We start from the raw sequence: 19,738 nt of genomic DNA on the forward strand, positions 1-19,738 counted from the left end.
GCTCTTTTCACCCATTTTCATAACCGGTCAGTAAAGCGTCCCAGTCATTTGGCCTGATATTAAGCTTTGGATTCTCATCTGCCAATTTATTCAAGGAACGTAACAATCGTTTTAGATTGGTATCTTGCCAGCGACCCGGTGCCCGTATCTCCCCTTTGTCGAAATCAAGGATATAAATATCCTGTTGACGGTCCAGCATGATGTTATGCGCATTGAGGTCAGCGTGATAAACACCACGCTGATGGAACCGTGCAACGCAGCGACCAATTTCGGCCCAGACCGCATCCGGTAGCGGACCTTGCGAAAGCGTCTCGGCCAGGGTCCGGGTTTCCGGAAGATATTCGGTGATCAGGGCCGCCCGGTAATACCCGCAACCGGGCCAGTAAGATGCGGCAACAGGACGCGGTACGGGGAATCCTTCCCGGAAAAGTTGATGCAGCAACTGCCATTCGGACCAGGAACGACATTTCTCACGATTCAAACCGAAATATTGATCATTGAGAACTTTACTGACCAGGCCGCCTCGACGATAATGGCGCAAGACCCAGGTCCGGTCCGGGAAACGGATGATACAGCTGGCACCACGACCACCAGTCGTCGCACCAATAACTCCTTGACCTTTGAGGCGTTCAACGTTAAAAAGGTCGGCCGATGGCGATTCGCACAATTCAGGATCGAACAGAATGTGGAACTGACCATCAATAACTATTTGAGGTTCGCTGCTTAATGACAATTTCCCTACCCTCTCCACCTGAAAGCATCTGCATTCTCAGGCTGTCGGCGCTCGGCGATGTCAGCCATGTCCTGCCGACCTTGAGGACCCTGCAGAAGACCTGGCCGGACTGTCGAATCACCTGGGTGATCGGTAAAACCGAACATGCACTGGTCGGTGACATCCCGGAAGTGGAGTTCATTGTCTTTGACAAAAGTAAAGGGGTCAAGGCTTATCTGCAACTCGCCAAGGATTTAAAAAGGCGCGAGTTTGACATTCTTCTGCACATGCAGGTCGCTCTGCGCGCCAGCCTGGCCAGCCTGCTGATCAAGGCACCGATCCGTCTCGGCTTCGACAAGTTCCGGGCCCGCAACGGCCAGGCCCTCTTCACCAATCACCAGATCGCAGCGGTTGAAAAGCAGCACGTTCTCGACAGCTTCCTCGAATTCCCGAAAGCGCTCGGCATTGAAGAGGCTGTCCTGGAATGGAATATTCCGATCCCGGAGCAGGCAGAACAAAAGGCAGCCGACCTGCTTCCGGCCGACAAGAAGATACTTGCCATCAACCCCTGCACCAGCAACCGCGCCCGCAACTGGCGCAACTGGAGCGTCGAGAATTACGCCTCGATCATCGGGCATGTCTTTGAGAAATACGGGATGATCACTGTGCTGACCGGCGGGCCTTCTAAAATGGAGGTTGATTACGCCGAAAGGATTGAAAGAGCGTCACGGCACAAGCCGATCAACCTGGTCGGAAAAACATCGGTCAAGGAACTACTGGCCGTGCTCAAACGGTCAGACCTGATGATCTCACCCGATACCGGCCCGGCCCACATGGCCAACGCTGTCGGCACCCCGGTTGTCGGCCTGTATGCGACCTCAAATCCTTATCGGACCGGGCCCTATAATTCGCTAGATATTACAATCAATAAGTATCCGGAAGCGCTAGATAAAGAGTCTGGCAAGTCGGTGGAAGATGTGCGTTGGGGGAAGCGGGTACGAAACCCGGAAGCGATGGAATTAATATCAAATAAGGATGTTATTTCAAATCTGAATAATATAGTTTTTAAAAATCAAACCGACGAAAATATTTCATAATATTTTTCTGCAGCGAATTTTTCGCTGAATTTATGATCGAGTAGAGAAATATATTTTTGCGGTTCACATAATGCGTCCTGGATTGCCTCGGTCAGTGCCTCTTCTTCAAGTGGAACAAGTGAAGGGGAATCCCCTCCTACAATCTCTTCTATTCCGCCCGGACAGTTTGTTGCAACAACTGGCACCCCCAAACTAGCTCCTTCCAAAACAACTGTAGGCAATGCTTCAAAATCGGAGGAAAGAACCAATAGACTTGCATTTTTTATGTAAGGATACGGGTTTTTCTGGAATCCGGCAAAAACGACTCTACCTTTAAGCCCCATATCCTGAGCCATTTCAAAGACACTTGACTGCAACTTACCCTCCCCAAGTAATACTAGTTTGGCGCAGGAATTGATTTTTGCGAAAGCTTTAAGCAACCTGTCATGTCTCTTTTCACGATTAAAGCGCCCTAAATGAAGAATGTACTTGCCTTCAATATTGATTTCATCCTTCTCAGCAAGTTTGAGCAGTTCATCTTGATTAATCGGATTGTAGATCACATATTTTGGAACATTCGACTTGAAATTTTCGCAAAAACTTTTGCATGCCCCCTGTGAAACAAAAACCAAAGGATGAGATCCATAAACGTTTTCCAGGTTTTTTTGAATAAAGAACTTTCTGATGATGTTTTTTCCCGAAAGTAATGATTCTCCATAGACACTGTGAATGATGTGAATGACGTTATGTCGACTTTTCGACATAACCTTATCAGCAAACATCATATTGGAGAGAACGATACAACCCTTCCCAAAATTATTCTCAATATAATCATCTACAGCAAAACAAATTTTCTTTCTGTAGGTAAGTCTTTTAAAACCTTTTTTACTGACTTTCTGAACTTCGTTAAGATAGTGAATCCGGCAGCCAGGATCTACTTCATGGGAAACACCCGAACTCAGCGTCACGATATGGCATTCATAGTCGAGATGCGATTCAAATACTTTATATAAATTCAGGACAGCCTTTTCCGCTCCCCCGCCGCTGAGATCAGGTAATACAAATATAATTTTCTTCATAGCCCGACATTCTTGACCAAAGTATGAAAAACCCTTTCATCCAGAGCCTTTTCACTTGCGCGCCAGTTATCAAAAACCTCGGCCATCCTTTCAGATTCATCATCCGCGATCAGTGTGAGTCGATTACAGAACTTCTCAAATCCCATCCCGGCAGTTGAATAAACCGAAATAATGTTGCATTTCGATTCGTTTCCAAAAATCAGCAACTCAAGAGGGATTTTACTTTCAACCATTTGCAAATCTGGAAAGGCTTCCTGATATCGGTTCATACTTTCACGTGGATGAACCTTGAAGGCAGGGCTAATTCCCTGGTTTTTCAAGAATTCAACAACCTTTCCATAAATCACCAGATCAAAATTTGAACCAGTTAAGTTGCCTGCTGTGATCGGTTGTGTTGCGATAATATAGAGGGTGCCTTCTTTTATGGCATCAGATTTCAAACCGAAAAATGAACTGCAAATACCGGAAACACGGGCAGGATTCAGGAAGTTAATTTTTTCCGTTTTTTCCCGGATTGCATCGGGAGCATTTTCAGGATTCAACAGATATATACGCTTACATCTTTTATCGTCTCCGATATAACGCTTTTTAAGTTTATGGCCGGTTAAAAAACGCCAAGTAGATTCCAAAGGTTTAAGTTGGACACCCGAGTAGTTAGAGATACCATCTTCGATTACCTCGTAATCGCGAAAGGCAAGCCTGAAAAGACGGGCAACCCTGCTTCTATCGTTGAAGAGAACCAATTTACTCGGCAACTGAGTCAAGCACAACTCTTGCGACAATGTGTTCAACAACCATTTCCGGTATCGTGAACGAAATGAAGAATTTGTTTTGATATTTAGAGAAGCCAGGAGGCGAAAGAAATGACCGACTGGGCTACCATCTACTAGTTTACGAATATTGTTACGATAAATAAAGTTGACCTGAACGTTTCGAGGCAACACTTTTTTATTGAATATCGAGGGATCAATATGCTGCTGATCAACAATCATCAATATGATGCTATTCACATCAGATTCTTCTGCAGCCCTCAATACTGAAAACATTAAATTTCGTATTGTAGAACAAATATAAAGGTTCATCATCAACCTGACTATATGATTCCATCGTGCTTAAACACTGTATTGAAATACCTGCAATCCTGTTCTGAAAACTCATATCCTTTTTGACAATATCCTGCAATAAAACACACCTTCAGAGTTCACCGATCAACAGAGGACCGATGCCAGTCTAATGCCTAACAAAAAACAGATACATTTCACTGCCATTTTTTTCAGATTTATTACTTGCCCACTCTTGACGTGCTTTTCGTTTCCAATAAATATCAACTGGCCCAGAAAACAGGTATAACGGTGAAATCAAGAAAAGCAGAAGATAGTGTCTCGTCTTTTTATCGTTTTTATTTAATAATTTCCTAATCTTCCTGGCGGGCGACCGCAGTTTATTAATCAAAAGTAAGCGTTTTCTTTCTTGCATCAATTGTTTTTTGGATGCGGCATCTTTTGCATTAGAAATATCTAAAAACTTGCGCACAAACTTTGAACTGGAGTCGGTAATCCATTCAATTGCACCAAAATACTGATTTGCATAATATTCTTTTTCAAGCTTGTAATTTCCCGGTCGACACAAGGCCTCAAATTGGTTTGTTGTAAGCCTGCGAAGATGTCCTTCATCTTCAAAAAAGAACCTGTTACCCAATTCCGGATTAATTCCATCATTGCGCAATAAACATATTCTATGTTCATAACTCCCAACATTGCCGCAGGGCAAAATATGAAACATAAAGCATTCCGGTTTCATAAACCCATTCATAAGTGAGAACACTTCTTCAAGGTCATAAACATGCTCGAAAACATGGTTGGAAAAAACAAAATCAAAGTAATCGTGATAATTCACTGACTCGTGTGATTTGAAAAAATTGCATTCGGGAAATCTCTTCCTGGCATTATTAACTGCCTCATCACTAATGTCAGTGCCAAACAAAGTCCACCCAGGAAGGGCCTGGAGCACAATATTTGTTAAGACACCATTACCGCATCCGAAATCGAGTGCTTTCCCGGTTTCAGGAAGATCTAAAGACTGTATTATTTCAGTTATTCTGGCCTTTCGCTCAACGGGCCACTCTCTTAAATAACCCTGTTCATACCGGGCATCATAAAATTTTTTAGACTGGTCTTGATTATTAATATTTGGAGTATCGAGTCCAGACATAACATTCCTTTATTGCTTTAAAAATTTTCAGTCGCGGCCAAACTATAATCTACAGTTAATGTTAACGTTGATTAAAATCTCAACATGTAGGTACTGATATTTTAGTAAAATGCAATAATTCAGCTATTGGGAACCAACAGCCACTCAGCTGGACAAAGATCTGATGTATCTAAATGAGACACATTAAACCAACGCTCCGGACGAACAACTATTTTATCAGGATTCCTTCCCAACCAAGCCCCCCACCAACTAAACGAACTATTTGCGATAATATGATGTTTACAATGCGCCATAAGAAACAAATCCTTGTATCCCATGTCATGGTTGTGATCGACATAAAATCCCTGGCCCTTTACTTTAATGTTTTGCTTAACCCACTCAATATCATCAGAAAAAAAACAATAGCATGGTGTCTCTATTGAATCTTCAATCGCCTGAAACGCACGTCTGTAATATTCTAAAGTGCAATGCCCATGCGCTTCAGCAATTTTCGGAGCTGTTACATAATCACCACGACGAACATGGACAGAAACCACATCAAGATTCCTGAATTCATCAATCAGATCCTGATTTATTTTACCGACAGGTTCTCTCGGAGAAAAGTCATTCAACAATTGAGGACGAATGTCTTTGAAATATTTTTCTGACTGCCAATAACCTTGCAGATAACTATTATTTCTTGCAGATAAAGCCTGTGGCTGAAAAGCAAATCCACGTTCTTTTATTAGATTGGGCGCTTTCAGAGAGAAACCTAATTTTCTTTTTGTTTTTGCAAGATTAAATTTAACCCCTCCGACTTCCTGAAACAATTCCATGAAAATATCTTGCGAAGTTCCTGTAGATGCGTCAATTGAGAAATGTTTCAGCTCATATTCCCTGAAGGTTGTATTAGGTATTTCAACACCGAGAGCAGAAGTATCAAGCATTAAACTGGTGCCATGCTTTAATGCCAACTTACGCCCCAAAGCATATTGAAACATCTGATTACCCAGACCGCCCATCAACTTAACTGCAATCATCTGGACCACCAGGCATGATATATTCTTTCACACTATTCCTCGCTATTAAGAGTTTGATTCAATGAACTTGTCTCTGCGATGAGCCACCATTTTATTAAACTCTTTAATGTCATAAACTTTTTTATCAGTATTAAAACGGCACAGTTTGGAGACCCAAAGCTTTACCATTTCACAAGTTACATTATCTTTTGAATTCAGGTCGGCCATTAACGCTAAATGAGTTTCCAACTCGGCCTCTGATATGTTCGGTACGAGCTCACGAACAAGTGTTTCGCGAATAATGTTTGCGTTAGCAGACTGGATATCAGCGTACTTTGTAGAAATTTGGTCTCGGTGCCGCCTGTAATACAGTAGAGGCCGGTTTAAAATATGAAGTTTCCCATATTGCATAATCCGAAACCAAAATGCATAGTCTTCACAGAATTCAAATTCGGGTTCATATTTCAAATTATTCTCAACAATTACACTTCTTCGAATAATCGAGGTTGGATTGCCTATAGGCGAGTTCCGAAGCATTAATACTCTGATTTTTTCATCCGGCACGTGGAAGTAATGACGCGATGAAAAAGTAGCTTTACCATTGATAAGTTTTCGATAATGGGTTCCACATGCGACGTATTCAGGATTTTTCTCCATAAAACGGAATTGGAGCTTTAATCTGTCCTTGTGACAAATATCATCAGCGTCCAAGCGACAGATGTACTTACCTTTACATTGTGTCAAACCATTATTTACGGAATCAATGATGCCCAAATTCCCCAGATTGTTGATTAGGCGAATACGGTCATCTTGAAAACTTGAGATAACCTTCTCAGTCCCATCTTCCGAACCATCATTGATAATAATGAATTCAAAATTTCTAAAACTTTGAGATAAGACACTTCCTATAGTTTCCTTTATAGTTTTTTCAGCATTAAATGCTGACATCAATACTGATATCGGTATCTTATATTCTGTCATTTTTGGCTTATTCATAGTTACTTCAATTACACATGATTAATATCTGCAAATTTTTGAACGTAAAAAGCATGATTATAAAAACAAACTAATACCGGATAGGTACTGATCAGATAGTATTCAAACTCTTACATTTAAAATTTTACGTACCAGTCATCAAACTGGGAGAGAGCTTCGAATTTTCTTTTGTAGCCATTACTAGTCAGCAACTCATAAATTTTATCTCGATCCTTTGTATAATTATGTTCGCAAGTAATGACTCGAAACTGATACCGATTAAAGTCAAAATTTTCCAATATTTCATACTCGCTGCCCTCAGTATCAATAGACAAGTAGTCGATTTCACTTGGAGCGTTATATGTTTCAAGCATATCTAAAAATGATATTGTTTCGACATCATATCTAACACCTGATTTACGGGACTCAGAATGCATATCTCCAGAAGAATAATTATCGATTGTCGAGAACTCTCCTATTTCAGTTTCGTTAAACTTAATTACTTCCCCAGATTTCGACCAGACACACTTCGTTTCAACCTTACAAGACCTATTACTATTTAGTTCGGCATGCCACTTTCTTGCTGGCTCAGCGACAATCCCATCCCACTGAAATTCTTTTTCCAGTAAGTAAGTATTGGATAATGTCAGCCCATTCGTGGCTCCAAACTCTACAAAGTATCCGTTCTTTTTAAAATTTAATTCACTCAAAACAAACAAGTCTTGTCTGATTTGCGACCGAGACTTATCTAATAGGTCGATACATGAACTTCGGGAATCAGAACGAATAGTCTTTAAAAACTCGAGAACCTGGAGGCAATCGGAGCTTTGCGCGGCATTTTGTATTCGCCTCTCAACGGATGATTTTCTCATCAATTTATAATCAAAAATTTTCTGTAAAATCTTTTTCATAAGTACGTCCTATCCAAGGTTATAAAAACCTTTCTAAATAAGCAATGTGACCATTTTCATTACTTCTTATCAATCGAATGAAACGTAGTTAAACCCCTCCCAGCTATCTCTAATAAAGAACAAATCCATTTGCCATAAAGAATTGTCGTATTTTCGATGGCATATATCTACTAAATCAATAACACGAAACCCTTTATCTGCGAGAAAAGCACAAAGCTCCCAAAATAGAAGAGCTTCGTCTGTAAATTTATAATTATACGCCTCAATAATTAACGCTGTTGTCCTTTCGAGAGTTTTACTAGCCCCTTCAAGAATACTTTTTTCATATCCATGCGTGTCCAGTTTCAAAAGAAAAGGTTCTTCACATTGCAATTTTGATACACTAGAATCAATTGAGGTCATATCCACCTCTATTGTTACATCTGTTTTTTTTGCAGATAATGCGCCACCAAATGGATCTGCCGCATGAAAAAAAGTTATTCCCTCAGAAGGGCCAACTGCCTTTTTCACTATGGTAGTGTTCTTGTATTGACTATTGAATGAATCTAAGGCCTCACCATGAACCGGTTGTGGTTCAAAAAGCACATAGTCTGCTTCTGGGAAAAAGTCCATACATTCTTTAGACCAACAACCGTTTGAAGCGCCGACGTCAAGAACTGTTTTGATATTGAAATTTTGAAGGCTCAACCATTCTATCCCTTTTTGACTGGTTGCACGAGGCAGCCTGCGCACCTCGTATCCTCTCGCTTTGAATAAGTACTTAATGAATTTATTCATTGGTGCTCCCTGCAATTCAAATATTTTAAAAATGACAAATGGTCACGTATGTATTTCCTCTGGATCTTTAAAATCAGTTATTCCAAAAATCATTACTACAATCGGGTTAAATCAAACACCCATCAAATACACTAACTTCTTTTGCTCTATTTTAATGCAAGATAGTTTGTCGTAACAAATTGCTCATATCTTTCACTATAATTAGTTATTGGTAATAAATATCCGGATGGGGTAATTCTGAATAACTTGTAATTTCTGCTACTAAAAAAATCCCAAAAATCCTTAAAAAAAGTTCTCGTGTCGATGTTGCATCCGCCGAATTCAAACATAACTGCAGATATCGTCTTTTCCTTGAATACATCAAGAGCACCTTGCAGAACATCAAGTTCATGACCTTCAACATCCATTTTCAATAAATCAATTCTCTCTATATTGTTTTCGGCACAATAAATATCAATAGTATTGATTTTGACTGTTTATGATTTATCAAACTCAATACCAAAGTGCAATAAATCCCGCTTTGTCAAAGAGGCAAGTCCTGAGCCGGATTCGTCATAATGCAATACAGCTTCTTCCTTTTTCTTTCCCATTCCAAAGTTATTTTTGACTACCCTGTTGTCCTCGCATGACGAAAGCAGTTTACTGAATGTCTCCTTGCTCGGCTCAAAACAATGAATCGAAAAATCTCTATCGCCCAGTTTATCAAGCGCTAAGCCTAAAAATTGACCTTTATTTGCACCGACATCAAAGATGCAGAACGGCTCTTCAAGCTTTGTCTTCAATAATTTAAAGACACTGAACTCTCCACTTGAACTGGCAGAACTTGCAGAGCCAATACCCATCAAGTTTTGACAGAATTTAACACGTTTTTCCAGAAAACTCTGTATCAGTCTATTCCCGGACAACTGAAATAATATTCTTTTTTTCAAATTCATTGAAATAGACCTTCCCTCTCTGTCACAAGAAAACTATAAGGACTCTTAAACATCACCCAATCGCTCGATACGTATTCGTCAAGGTAGTCACCAGACATTAACTTTATGATCCCCCGAAGTGACTCCACAGGACTCGTAAGATGATTCACGTACTATCTAACGGGTTATGTACAATAGTAAAATTCGTAACCTGCAATGGGCTGTTAGCGTTACCACATTTTGACCTGATTACCCTCTTGACGATCATCCAATACTCAAACCGTTATTAATACAGTTGTAATAATTGACAATTTATACTCTATTCCCTAATACAATTGAAACAAAGTCACTTCTGAGCGTCTGAGCTAAATTACCGTCAAATCAACGAAGATTAAACGGTAACAGTTTTTCTTCCCACTCATCTTCGTTCCATAAAATATGTTTATACATGGTAGCCCTATTAATTCTACCCATTTTCTTTGACATAGATCGACTTCTAAAAAACAAGTGTTTATTGATTAAATATAATATTTTCAGAAGAGTATAGTTTCGCCTAACGCTCCGATTACACGATTTCCTCATATCACTAATTGCACGCATCATTTCACTTATAGTCAATTCTTTGTTTAGTATTGCTCTATTGGAGTTATGTTTTCTATAACCACCTAAGACACAGCCAACAGAATATAAATCAGCATGTAGAAAGAAACGGCTCCAGAGTTCGCCATCTACCATTAATTTATAAGACTGATTAACGAATCCCCCTGTTTTTTCCCACAAAGACCGTTTCCAGAAAACCGATTCTTGCTGAATCCAATTATAATTCCCTAAAAGGTAATCATATATATTTTTATGAACATCAAAAGTGTGCGTCATCGCCCCTTTTTTATTCCAAGAAGTGGGTATACACATTATCCACTCGACATGCTCAAATTGATTGAAAATTTCAACAACAGCACTAAAAGACCATGGTGTATATTTATCGTCACTGTTAATCCACGCCATGATTTCACCAGACGATTGCGCAAACCCCTTATTCAGCGCATCGCCATGACCTTTATCTTTTTCACTCACCCAGTAATGCAACTGATCCTCATATTTTTTTATAATATCGACGGAACCGTCTGTACTGCCTCCATCAATAATAATATATTCCAGGTTTTCATATCCTTGACTCAAAACAGACAGAATCGTTTCCTCAAGATAATCGGCCTGATTATAAGATGGTGTAATGATCGATATTTTAGGTTGTTGCATTAAGACTCCCCTCAGATGTTCATAAAAATTTTTATACTAAAAACAACTAAAGGCTAAAATAGCCTAATCGCTTGCAGACCTTGTACTTCCGCAGCAGGTTGAGCGGTTTCTTCTTCAGATGTCCCAGCCCGCGCTCGATCAGACCATCGGCCGCATCGAGCACCCGTTCGCTCGACCTGCCGTCATGGTAAGGATGGATAAGGTCCGTATACTTCCTGATTTCCTCCATGATCTCCGGCGGTTGAGTCAATGCGTATTCAATCGATGCCTCGAGCTTTTCCGGGTCGTCAATATCGATCATGTGCGGCCCTGGCGCCTGGTTCCTGAAGGTTACGACAGGCTTCTGCTGTAGCATAAACTCGGACAGGATCGACGAGGTGTCGCAGACCATGACATCGGCAGCACGCAGCAGCGGGACGATATCGTCGGTATCGGGAAAATCGAGATATTCCCCCTGGATCGCCTTGTAGGAAGCCACTACTTCCGGGGCCATCTTCGGATGCAGGTTGATCAGCCATTGCCACTTGCCGGTTTTCGACAACCGGGTGATGGTCTCGAGCAGCGGCATGGCGCAGCTCATGCGCGGCGTGAAGGTCGATCCGAGCATCACCACCGGCCGGTCGTACTGCGGGATATCATCCCTTTGCCAATACATCGGGTCCATTTTCGGCCAGCCGGTCTCGACCACTTCGAAGTAGCCGTGTTTTTTCGCCAGTTCGTTGAACGGACCGGTCGTATCGGCTCCCTGGGTCACATAGAGATCGAAGAAACCGCGGATCCGGAAGTGCCCCTTGCTATCGGAGAACTTGTTGGCAATAAAGCCGTGGTTGACCTGGACCTTGATCCCGGGAAAGAAGTGCGGCACCCAGTTGCCGGGAACGAAAACGGCATCCGGTTTGTAGGCAAGTACCTCCTCGACCGACGACAGCAACCGCTCGTTTTCGGTGAGGTGTTCCGCCCCATCCTTCTCGAAAAACCAGGCGACCTCGGCGCCGCGCGCCCGGGCCGCCTTCTGCATCGGCCGGAGTATCCCGAGAGCATAGAGTTCCGAGACATACATCAGGTATCGCTTGTGGCTCATTTCAACATCTTCCCGTTTCCTCGAAGCTTTTCCATGCGATACAATGTCCACAAACCAGCATACTTGTTAAATGCTCCCTGGCTATACATAACGGCCATAATGAAGCCGACGCGGCCATCGAGAAAGCCTCCCCTCAGGATGTAAATTTGGATAAAAACCAAAATGCCCCTGACCGTTGCACCAACCAACCCGCCCTTTTTTCCTTTTTGGTATCGTTGTTGTGCACCAAGCCAGGCATAGTGGGCATTCTTGTACAATGTCTGGCCGAAATCCCGATGTGTAAAATGAAGTAAACGCCCCTTCATTTTTCCGGCTTTCCCTGGAGCGGTTATGACTGTTTCATGAACCATTGCATCGGTAAACCTTGCACCTTCACGTTTAAACAACCGCAAAGGGGCTCGAGCACTACGCCCATAATCGAGGCGCTTCCCAAAAATAGTCACCGCCCAGGGCAGAAAATAAGCGACTTCCTGAACATCCCGCGCCAACATGTCTTGAATTTCATCTTGAAGTTCGGGGGTCAATGCTTCATCTGCATCAATAGCCAGAACCCAGTCGCAACTGGCCTTTTCCAGAGCTCGCTGCTTCTGTTTGCCATAGCCAGGCCAATCAGTGACAAATACCTGTTCGGTATATTGTCTGGCAATCTCTACGGTCCGATCGTCGCTACCACTATCAAGGACGATTATTTCATCGGCCAGATCTTTGACCGAATCGAGGCAGACTGGAAGACGGTCCTCTTCGTTCTTGGTGATAATAGTTACCGATAATGTCTGTCGAACAGAAGAGTTATTCATTCATTTCCATCCAATATAGAATGATGGTTATTTTTTGGCCCAAAGAACGTTTTCATTTTTTTGAACTTGATCCAGATATCCCCGATCAGTCACAGTCAGGCCATTGCTTGAAAAAAGGTGTGGTTCGTATTCATAATCATACATAAAGTCGAGGAACTCATCCGGAGAGACCCCGGCCTGCCTCATGAAATGCGGAGAAAATTCAGCCATGATCAATGGGCACACCCCTAAAAGCGCTTTGGCTCCCTGCAGGACTTGAAATTCATAACCTTCCGTGTCGATCTTGATCAAACGAGGAAAAAGTTCGGGAGAAGTATTTTTATTCCAGTAATCATCAAGGACAACTGTACTGATTTAGATAGAGTCTCCATCATTGATTGGCAACAAGGAATGACGACCAAGGTTACGGTTAGAGTATCGATATAACCTTTTCGTCCCTTCCTCATTCGATAAAGCATATTTTTCAGCCTTTATCCTACGACAATTGTTCAACTGAATGTTCTGGCAGAATAGATCGTAGTTCATATCATCTGGTTCAAATGAAAAGACTTTCTTACAGGAAGGATGATATTTATCAACGAGAACCGAGTACCAGCCAATATTTGCACCGATATCTATAAAAACATCATTTTCCTTGAATTCGACTCCCTTTAAAAACCACCTGGTTATTTCCGGTTCATAAATCCCCCTCTTGAAAATCGACCTTCCGACCACATCAAAAGCAGCGATATTAAATGCCAAGTTCAAGTCGGGAGCACAAGCCCTGAGTCTTTTTTTTCTCAAAACCTGTGTCTGAATTAAATAACTAAGAGATTTCAGCATCACTTATTATCCATTAATCTCGAACGCTTCATCCACCAGCATCACCGGGATACCGTCACGAATCGGGTAAGATAAATTGCATTGGTTACAGTTGATCTTTTCATCTTTTGCACTGTATTCGACATCTCCCTTGCACTTCGGGCATGCAAGAATATCGAGCAGGGATTGATCGAGCATCAGTTTCTCCTTGTGATACATGATGGTGTCATCGATGACAGATTCAAGTGATTCCAGACCCTCGACAACATCGAGTTCGAGCGGAATAGACCAGCAGTCGCACGGTAACTTGGCATTGCCCAACTTGACAAGGTCTTTTTCCGTAGTGATCAGGGCATCGCAGCGTGAAGCGAGACCATGCAACTGAGTCAGTTCCGAGGTGCCATACACGGCATGGTCACTGAAAACCAATGTTTTGATCGGTGTAACGCCGCTTGATTCCAACGACTGGAAAAATGAATCTGGGTTGGCGATGCCGGCAAAGGCGCCGATTCGGCCGTGTTTAAGTTTTTCCAACTCAAGCTGTTCGCCATCGAGGTTCGTTACCTTGTCAGACAATTTGTAGTTGATCCTCAATACCGTCTTGTCACCGAAGCTAAATTCCTCGTCGCCACGGCTGCGCGTCAGCAGAACCAGATCGGCACGATCAATTGCCGAGGGAAATTCTCGCAATAACCCGAACGGCAGCGGAAAGCCGTTGGTGAAGGGTTTCCGTGCATCGAGCAGGGCGATATCGAGATCGCGATGAACCTTCAGGTGCTGGAATCCGTCATCAAGCAGGATAATATCGGCACCACATTCATAGACGGCATGCCGGATGGCACGCCGCCGGTCAGCCGAGACGATGACGATCGCCTGCGGGTTTCGCCGGGCCAGAAGGACCGGTTCATCGCCGCCCTCTGTTGCCGAAACAAGCGCCCCTTTTCCCGAGGAAACGACAACCAGTGGCGCCCGGCCACTTCTACCGTAACCCCGACTGACTACCGCAACAGTCTTTTTCTTTTTGAGCAGGGACTTGACAAGAAGATCTGTTACCGGAGTTTTGCCGGTGCCGCCGACCGCCAGATTGCCGATGGAGATCACAGGGACAGGCGACCGATAAGAGCGCAACCAGCCGGAGCGATAGAGTGCGACCCTTATTTTTGTCAGGAATCCGTATATTACAGCCAAGGGGAAAAACAGGATATACGCAAGATACTCGAGTAAGGCAGACGGTCCAGTTTCAACCAGACGCCGGTGCCATCGTTCGATATTCATACCCGGCCCCCCAGTATCTGCCCGACCAGCTCAACGGTCCTGACCGTCGCCCCGGAATGTTCGGCGAACAGTTTGCCGCCGAGTGCCCCCATATCACGACGCTCGTCATCGTTCTCCATTAACTCTTTAACTGTTTCAGCGAGGGTCCCTTTTTCGACCTGCCTGCCCCCACCGGTCGCAATGAGAAGCTTACTGATAGCTTTAAAGTTCTGCATATAAGGCCCGAATATGACGGGTTTATTCATCAGGCTTGCTTCTAATATATTGTGCCCGCCGATTGGAACCAGACTGCCGCCGACAAAAACAAGATCAGCACAGGAATAGAATTTAAGCATTTCGCCAAGGGTGTCACCAACCAGAATTTCGCCAGTTTTCAGCTGACTGGAAGACGAATCGATTTCTGAACGGAGACGGCAGGAGAAATTCCTTTTACCAATGAGTTCAGAGATCGGCTTTGCCCGATCCGGATACCGCGGGACCAGGACAAGGATAAGTTTCAACCCTGCATTAAGAAGTGTCGAGTAGGCATCAAGAATCAACTCCTCCTCACCCTGCCGGGTACTGCCGGCGACCCAGACCGGCACCCCGTCCGGCAATCTGTATTTCTTTTTATGTTCCGTGACTTCAGCGACGGAAAAATCGGGCGCCGGCAGGTCAAACTTTAGATTTCCGGTGATCGTGACCTGCTTTGAGGCAGCCCCAAGCCGAATGATCCGCAGCTCATCCTGTCGACTCTGCATACAGAAACGGGTGAACATTTTCAACAGTGGCTGCAGGAGCGGCCGAATCAGCCAGTAACGGGGAAACGATTTATCCGATATTCGCCCATTGACCATCATGACCGGGATATTTAATTCATACAGTTTGCGGATAAAATTCGGCCAGATTTCGGTTTCGACCAGCAGGACGACATCCGGCTTGATCTGCTTGAGGGCATGTTGAACGATAAAGGAGAGGTCATAGGGAAGGAAAATACAGAGATCAGCTTCTTCGATCTCATCGGCAGTCATTCGCCCGGTATAGGTGAGACTGGAGAGCACAATTGCGCTATCGGGAAACTGTTTGCGCAGCTCGCGCAACAGAGGAATGCTGGCCCGGGTCTCTCCGACCGAAACCGCATGCACCCAGATAACCTTGCGTCCCTGAAGGCTTTGAAGCCTTTCACTCTTATAGAGCCCAAAACGCTCGCCAAAACCCCGCCACAAGTTGCCGTAACGGAGACCTTTCAACAAACCGTAAGGTGCAAGGATAAATGCTGCTAAAAAGAGAACTATGTCATACAGCCGAAAGACCATACTCCTCCAGTTTGGCCGCAGCACGCTTGTCATTCTCAAGCATCGCGGTCTCGATCCGACTCAGGAAATGCTCAAGGTCTTCATCCGGCTGATGATAAAGCGGTTCACCAAACGAGTAGACCGCCCGGCCAAATGGATAAGGAAAGAGGAATCTGTCCCAGGACGAGAAACGGAACCCGCGACTGACGGCAAGCGAAAACGGTACAACTCCCCTTCCGGACATCTTGCCGAGTTGAGCGACCCCCATCTTGGCAACCTGGCGCGGCCCGCGGGGGCCGTCCGGAGTAAACACAAGATCAACCGGTTCGCGAGAAATCCGCACCATTTCCCGCAATGCCCCCTTACCGCCCCGGCTTGAGGATCCACGGACCGCACCGAAACCCAGAAAATACATGACCCGGGCGATCAATTCACCATCCTTTGACTGGCTGATAAGAATTCTGGTATCGGTTTTATACGCACGATCAGCGCCCCTGTAACCAGGTCCGGTCAACAAAATAAGCTCATGCCAGAGCGCGATAATAAGATTATCATCCTGCTTCCATATCTTGCGTGGATGCTCGACACCGAGATAGTCAACCCTTAAGCATAAATAAATAAAACGGATCACCGCCGCCATAACAAATGGGAACAACGTGAACAGAAACCAGTTGTTGTACTCTTTATTCTTCATTATCACCCTGGAATTGCATGGTGTAGAGTCGCTGATAAAGTCCGTCGTGTTCAATTAACTCTTCATGTCGTCCCTGCTCGACGATCCGCCCTTTATCGAGGACGAGAATCTTGTCGGCATGCATAATCGTTGACAGGCGATGGGCAATCACCAGCGTTGTCCGGTTCTGCATCAAATTCTGCAGTGCTTTTTGCACCATCGACTCGCTCTCGGTATCAAGCGCACTGGTCGCTTCATCAAGTATCAGTATCGGCGCGTCGCGCAGAATGGCCCGGGCGATGCATATCCGCTGGCGCTGCCCGCCGGACAAACGAACGCCCCGGTCCCCGATAACCGTCTCCAGCCCTTCCGGCAATTGCTTAATGAACTCCGTGGCAAAGGCCTGGTCGATGGCGTCGGACAACTGTTTATCGTCGACATCAACGCTGCCGTAGCAGATATTGCCGCGAATCGATTCGTTAAAAAGAAAGGTTTCCTGGTCAACCAGGGCCAGGTTCGCTCGCAAACTGTCAAGAGTGACGTCGCGAATATCATTGTCATCAATCCGTACTGAACCGCCCGTGACATCATAAAAACGGTTGAGCAGACCTGCGACTGTCGTTTTGCCGGCACCGCTCGATCCGACCAGGGCAACAACCTCACCCGGCGCCGCCGAGAAAGAAAAATCAGTCAGGACATTTTCATCACCATAACTGAAATCGACATGATCGAATTGAACCTCGCCTTTAACTCGAGATAGCTCAATCGCGTCGGGATGATCAATAATCTCGGCCTGTTCACCCTTCAGTTCGAAGACCCTCTCAGCCGCTCCGATTGCCTGCTGGGCCCGATTATAGAGTTGCGAAAGCCTTTTGCTCGGGCCGTACATATACATCACCGCGATCAGGATTGAAAAGAGTTCGCCCTGAGTCATGTGTCCGGAAAAAACCCTGTTGAGACCGTACCAGAGAACACCGGCCGCACCGAACGCCAGCATGATTTCCATAACCGGCGATGTGGCGGCGCCGTACTTGATCACCTTGCGAAAGAATGAATAAAAAGAGATATTTTCATCCTTGAACTTTCCCATCTCGGTTTCTTCAGTACCAAACGCTTTGACCACCTTGATTCCAGAGAGTGACTGCTGTAAAACGGTTGTTAGCTCACCCAAAACTACTTGTCCTTTTTTTGAGTAGTTCTTGATGCGACGACCGATCACGGCGGCCGGCCAGGCTGACAAGGGCAAAACCGTAAAAGCGATCAACGCCATTTTCCAGTCGGTATAAAAGGCTAAAGCCGTCAATGCGATCAGCGACAAAGATTCTCGCATAAACCCGACGAGAACTTCTGCAACGGAGGCCTGCATAAGGGCAATGTCACTCATAATCCGCGACATCACTGTACCGGAAGGAACCTTTGTGAAATAGCGCATTGACAAAGACATTGTATGGCCGAAGAGTTCATTGCGCAAATCGAGCATCACCAATTGGCCGGTCGTTCGGATAAAATACTCCTGAACATATCGAGTTAACCCCTTGAAAGCCGAGAGTCCGATGACGACAACTGGCACAAGACTCAACAAATCGGTGCGTCCCTGAACAACAATCCAGTCGATAAACGGTTCAACAAGTTTGGCAGTTGCCGCATTCGATGCGGCAATCCCAATCGAAGCAATGATCGAGAGTACCAGTCGAAACCTGTAAGGCCTGACGTACGTCAGCATTTTTTTATAAGTTTGCCAGTCCAAATTACCTGCTTTCCTGTTTACCCTGACTCATCTCCGAAGCAATCCGGGCAACCTTCCCGGAACATCCAGCATCACCCATCAATTCCCTGACTTCGCGCAAGCCGTCACAAAGTCTTTGATTATAATCAGTATTTTCCAGAATTTGCAAAATTTCCTTGTACAGGTGTTCCGGAACGACTTCGTCCTGGAGATATTCCTTAACGACTTCGCGACCGGCAATGATATTAACCAGGGAAACATGCGGGATCTTGACGACCCGCTTGCCGATGGCGTATGTCAGTGGATGAACCCGGTTGATCACGAGCAGCGGTGTACCGGTCAAAGCTATTTGCAGGGTGACGGTGCCCGAAACCGCAAGGACAACATCGCAGGCGTTTGCAATGTCATAGATATTTTCATTGAGGACGTGAATCGGAAGTCCGGATGCCGCAACCCGGGCACGGATATCATCTTCAGGCAGCGAACTGGCGAGCGGCAGCAGGAACTGACAGCCTGCGTACCGTTCCTTCAGTAAACGTGCAGTTGCCAGAATGTCATCGAAATTATACCTGACTTCACTGTTACGGCTGCCCGGGAACAGACCTATCACCTTGCCGGCCCGGTCGATACCATGCTGCCTGCAGAATGAATCGGTGTCGGTCGTATAGCTGAACTCATCGAGAAGGGGATTGCCGACATAATCGACTTTGACCGACATGCCGGCATAGTACGGCGGCTCAAACGGGAAGATAACCGCTAACCGGTCGACGGTTTCCCCGATTTTTTTGGCCCGGCCCTCTTTCCAGGCCCAGACCTTGGGGGCGATATAATAAAGAACCGGAACACCGGCGCTGTGAGCAGCCCTGGCAACACGCATATTGAATCCGGGAAAGTCAATCAGCAGGACAACATCCGGTTTCTCGTTTGCGATGATATGCCGGATCCGTTTAAGCACTTTCCGGATAGCCCTGAGTTTGCCGAAAACCTCAAACACTCCGAAAACCGAGATTTCTTCCATCGGCACCAGGATGTCGCAACCGGCTTCCTGCATTTTACGTCCCCCGACACCAAAAAACGATAGCCCGGGATCAACCTCCCGGGCTGCGCGAATCAGGTTCGCCCCATGCAGATCTCCGGAGGCTTCTCCGGAAATGATCAGGATACGGCGCTGCTTCAGATGTTCTTCCATAAAACTCTTGTC

At 44.8% G+C, this 19,738-nt stretch carries 19 protein-coding genes and 1 pseudogene; 1 reads left to right on the plus strand and 19 read right to left on the minus strand.

The features are described 5' to 3' along the window. Positions 1-7: 7 nt before the first annotated feature. The gene (locus C0623_09860; protein ID PLX99366.1) at positions 8-751 is read right to left on the minus strand and encodes a 3-deoxy-D-manno-octulosonic acid kinase; all 744 of its coding nucleotides are present in this window, start codon (positions 749-751) and stop codon (positions 8-10) included. Between C0623_09860 and C0623_09865 the strand changes: the two genes are divergently transcribed. Then, a complete protein-coding gene (locus C0623_09865) occupies positions 727-1,809 on the plus strand; it encodes a glycosyl transferase (protein PLX99367.1) in 1,083 nt (360 codons plus the stop codon). The genes C0623_09860 and C0623_09865 overlap by 25 nt on opposite strands. On the opposite strand, the gene C0623_09870 is transcribed toward C0623_09865, so the two are convergent. The 18 genes and pseudogenes from C0623_09870 to C0623_09955 all read right to left on the minus strand — a co-directional run bounded on the left by C0623_09870 (position 1,785) and on the right by C0623_09955 (position 19,726). After that, a complete protein-coding gene (locus C0623_09870) occupies positions 1,785-2,867 on the minus strand; it encodes a glycosyltransferase (protein ID PLX99368.1) in 1,083 nt (360 codons plus the stop codon). The genes C0623_09865 and C0623_09870 overlap by 25 nt on opposite strands. Beyond that, positions 2,864-3,952: a hypothetical protein gene (locus tag C0623_09875; GenBank protein PLX99369.1), complete on the minus strand. Its 1,089-nt coding sequence runs from the start codon at positions 3,950-3,952 to the stop codon at positions 2,864-2,866. The genes C0623_09870 and C0623_09875 overlap by 4 nt, the downstream gene beginning before the upstream one ends. Before the next feature lie 145 nt (positions 3,953-4,097). Further along, the gene (locus C0623_09880) at positions 4,098-5,078 is read right to left on the minus strand and encodes a hypothetical protein (protein ID PLX99370.1); all 981 of its coding nucleotides are present in this window, start codon (positions 5,076-5,078) and stop codon (positions 4,098-4,100) included. A 119-nt stretch (positions 5,079-5,197) separates the two neighbouring features. Continuing rightward, positions 5,198-6,097, minus strand: coding sequence for an alpha-1,2-fucosyltransferase (locus C0623_09885; protein PLX99371.1), 900 nt, complete (start codon positions 6,095-6,097; stop codon positions 5,198-5,200). A 45-nt stretch (positions 6,098-6,142) separates the two neighbouring features. Next, positions 6,143-7,072 carry a hypothetical protein gene (locus tag C0623_09890; protein PLX99372.1) on the minus strand — a complete coding sequence of 310 codons (930 nt, stop codon included), beginning with the start codon at positions 7,070-7,072 and terminating at the stop codon, positions 6,143-6,145. Positions 7,073-7,188: 116 nt separating this feature from the next. Beyond that, complete coding sequence (locus tag C0623_09895) at positions 7,189-7,923, minus strand: methyltransferase (GenBank protein PLX99399.1); 735 nt, start codon at positions 7,921-7,923, stop codon at positions 7,189-7,191. A 108-nt stretch (positions 7,924-8,031) separates the two neighbouring features. After that, positions 8,032-8,739: a hypothetical protein gene (locus C0623_09900; GenBank protein PLX99373.1), complete on the minus strand. Its 708-nt coding sequence runs from the start codon at positions 8,737-8,739 to the stop codon at positions 8,032-8,034. Positions 8,740-8,885: 146 nt separating this feature from the next. After that, positions 8,886-9,674 (minus strand): annotated as a pseudogene (locus C0623_09905) (FkbM family methyltransferase). A gap of 360 nt (positions 9,675-10,034) precedes the next feature. Continuing rightward, positions 10,035-10,910 (minus strand): glycosyltransferase, encoded by an 876-nt coding sequence (locus tag C0623_09910; GenBank protein PLX99374.1) that lies wholly within the window; start codon positions 10,908-10,910, stop codon positions 10,035-10,037. Positions 10,911-10,956: 46 nt separating this feature from the next. Then, the gene (locus C0623_09915) at positions 10,957-11,970 is read right to left on the minus strand and encodes a CDP-glycerol--glycerophosphate glycerophosphotransferase (protein ID PLX99400.1); all 1,014 of its coding nucleotides are present in this window, start codon (positions 11,968-11,970) and stop codon (positions 10,957-10,959) included. Between the two features lie 17 nt (positions 11,971-11,987). Continuing rightward, positions 11,988-12,788, minus strand: coding sequence for a glycosyl transferase (locus C0623_09920; GenBank protein PLX99375.1), 801 nt, complete (start codon positions 12,786-12,788; stop codon positions 11,988-11,990). Positions 12,789-12,815: 27 nt separating this feature from the next. After that, on the minus strand, positions 12,816-13,142 hold the full coding sequence (locus C0623_09925) for a hypothetical protein (GenBank protein ID PLX99376.1): 327 nt from the start codon (positions 13,140-13,142) through the stop codon (positions 12,816-12,818). Then, on the minus strand, positions 13,143-13,610 hold the full coding sequence (locus C0623_09930; protein ID PLX99377.1) for a hypothetical protein: 468 nt from the start codon (positions 13,608-13,610) through the stop codon (positions 13,143-13,145). A gap of 6 nt (positions 13,611-13,616) precedes the next feature. After that, entirely contained in the window at positions 13,617-14,864 is a 1,248-nt protein-coding gene (gene lpxK, locus C0623_09935; protein ID PLX99378.1) for a tetraacyldisaccharide 4'-kinase, read from the minus strand. Further along, positions 14,861-16,192, minus strand: a complete 1,332-nt coding sequence (locus C0623_09940) for a 3-deoxy-D-manno-octulosonic acid transferase (protein PLX99379.1) — start codon at positions 16,190-16,192, stop codon at positions 14,861-14,863. The genes lpxK and C0623_09940 overlap by 4 nt, the downstream gene beginning before the upstream one ends. Next, complete coding sequence (locus C0623_09945) at positions 16,140-16,832, minus strand: hypothetical protein (protein ID PLX99380.1); 693 nt, start codon at positions 16,830-16,832, stop codon at positions 16,140-16,142. Before C0623_09945 ends, C0623_09940 begins: the two co-directional genes overlap by 53 nt. Continuing rightward, positions 16,822-18,534 carry an ABC transporter permease gene (locus C0623_09950; protein ID PLX99401.1) on the minus strand — a complete coding sequence of 571 codons (1,713 nt, stop codon included), beginning with the start codon at positions 18,532-18,534 and terminating at the stop codon, positions 16,822-16,824. The genes C0623_09945 and C0623_09950 overlap by 11 nt, the downstream gene beginning before the upstream one ends. A gap of 25 nt (positions 18,535-18,559) precedes the next feature. Next, on the minus strand, positions 18,560-19,726 hold the full coding sequence (locus C0623_09955) for a lipid-A-disaccharide synthase (protein ID PLX99381.1): 1,167 nt from the start codon (positions 19,724-19,726) through the stop codon (positions 18,560-18,562). Positions 19,727-19,738 lie beyond the last annotated feature (12 nt).

Source organism: Desulfuromonas sp., from assembly GCA_002869615.1.
Taxonomy (GTDB): Bacteria; Desulfobacterota; Desulfuromonadia; order Desulfuromonadales; family UBA2294; genus BM707.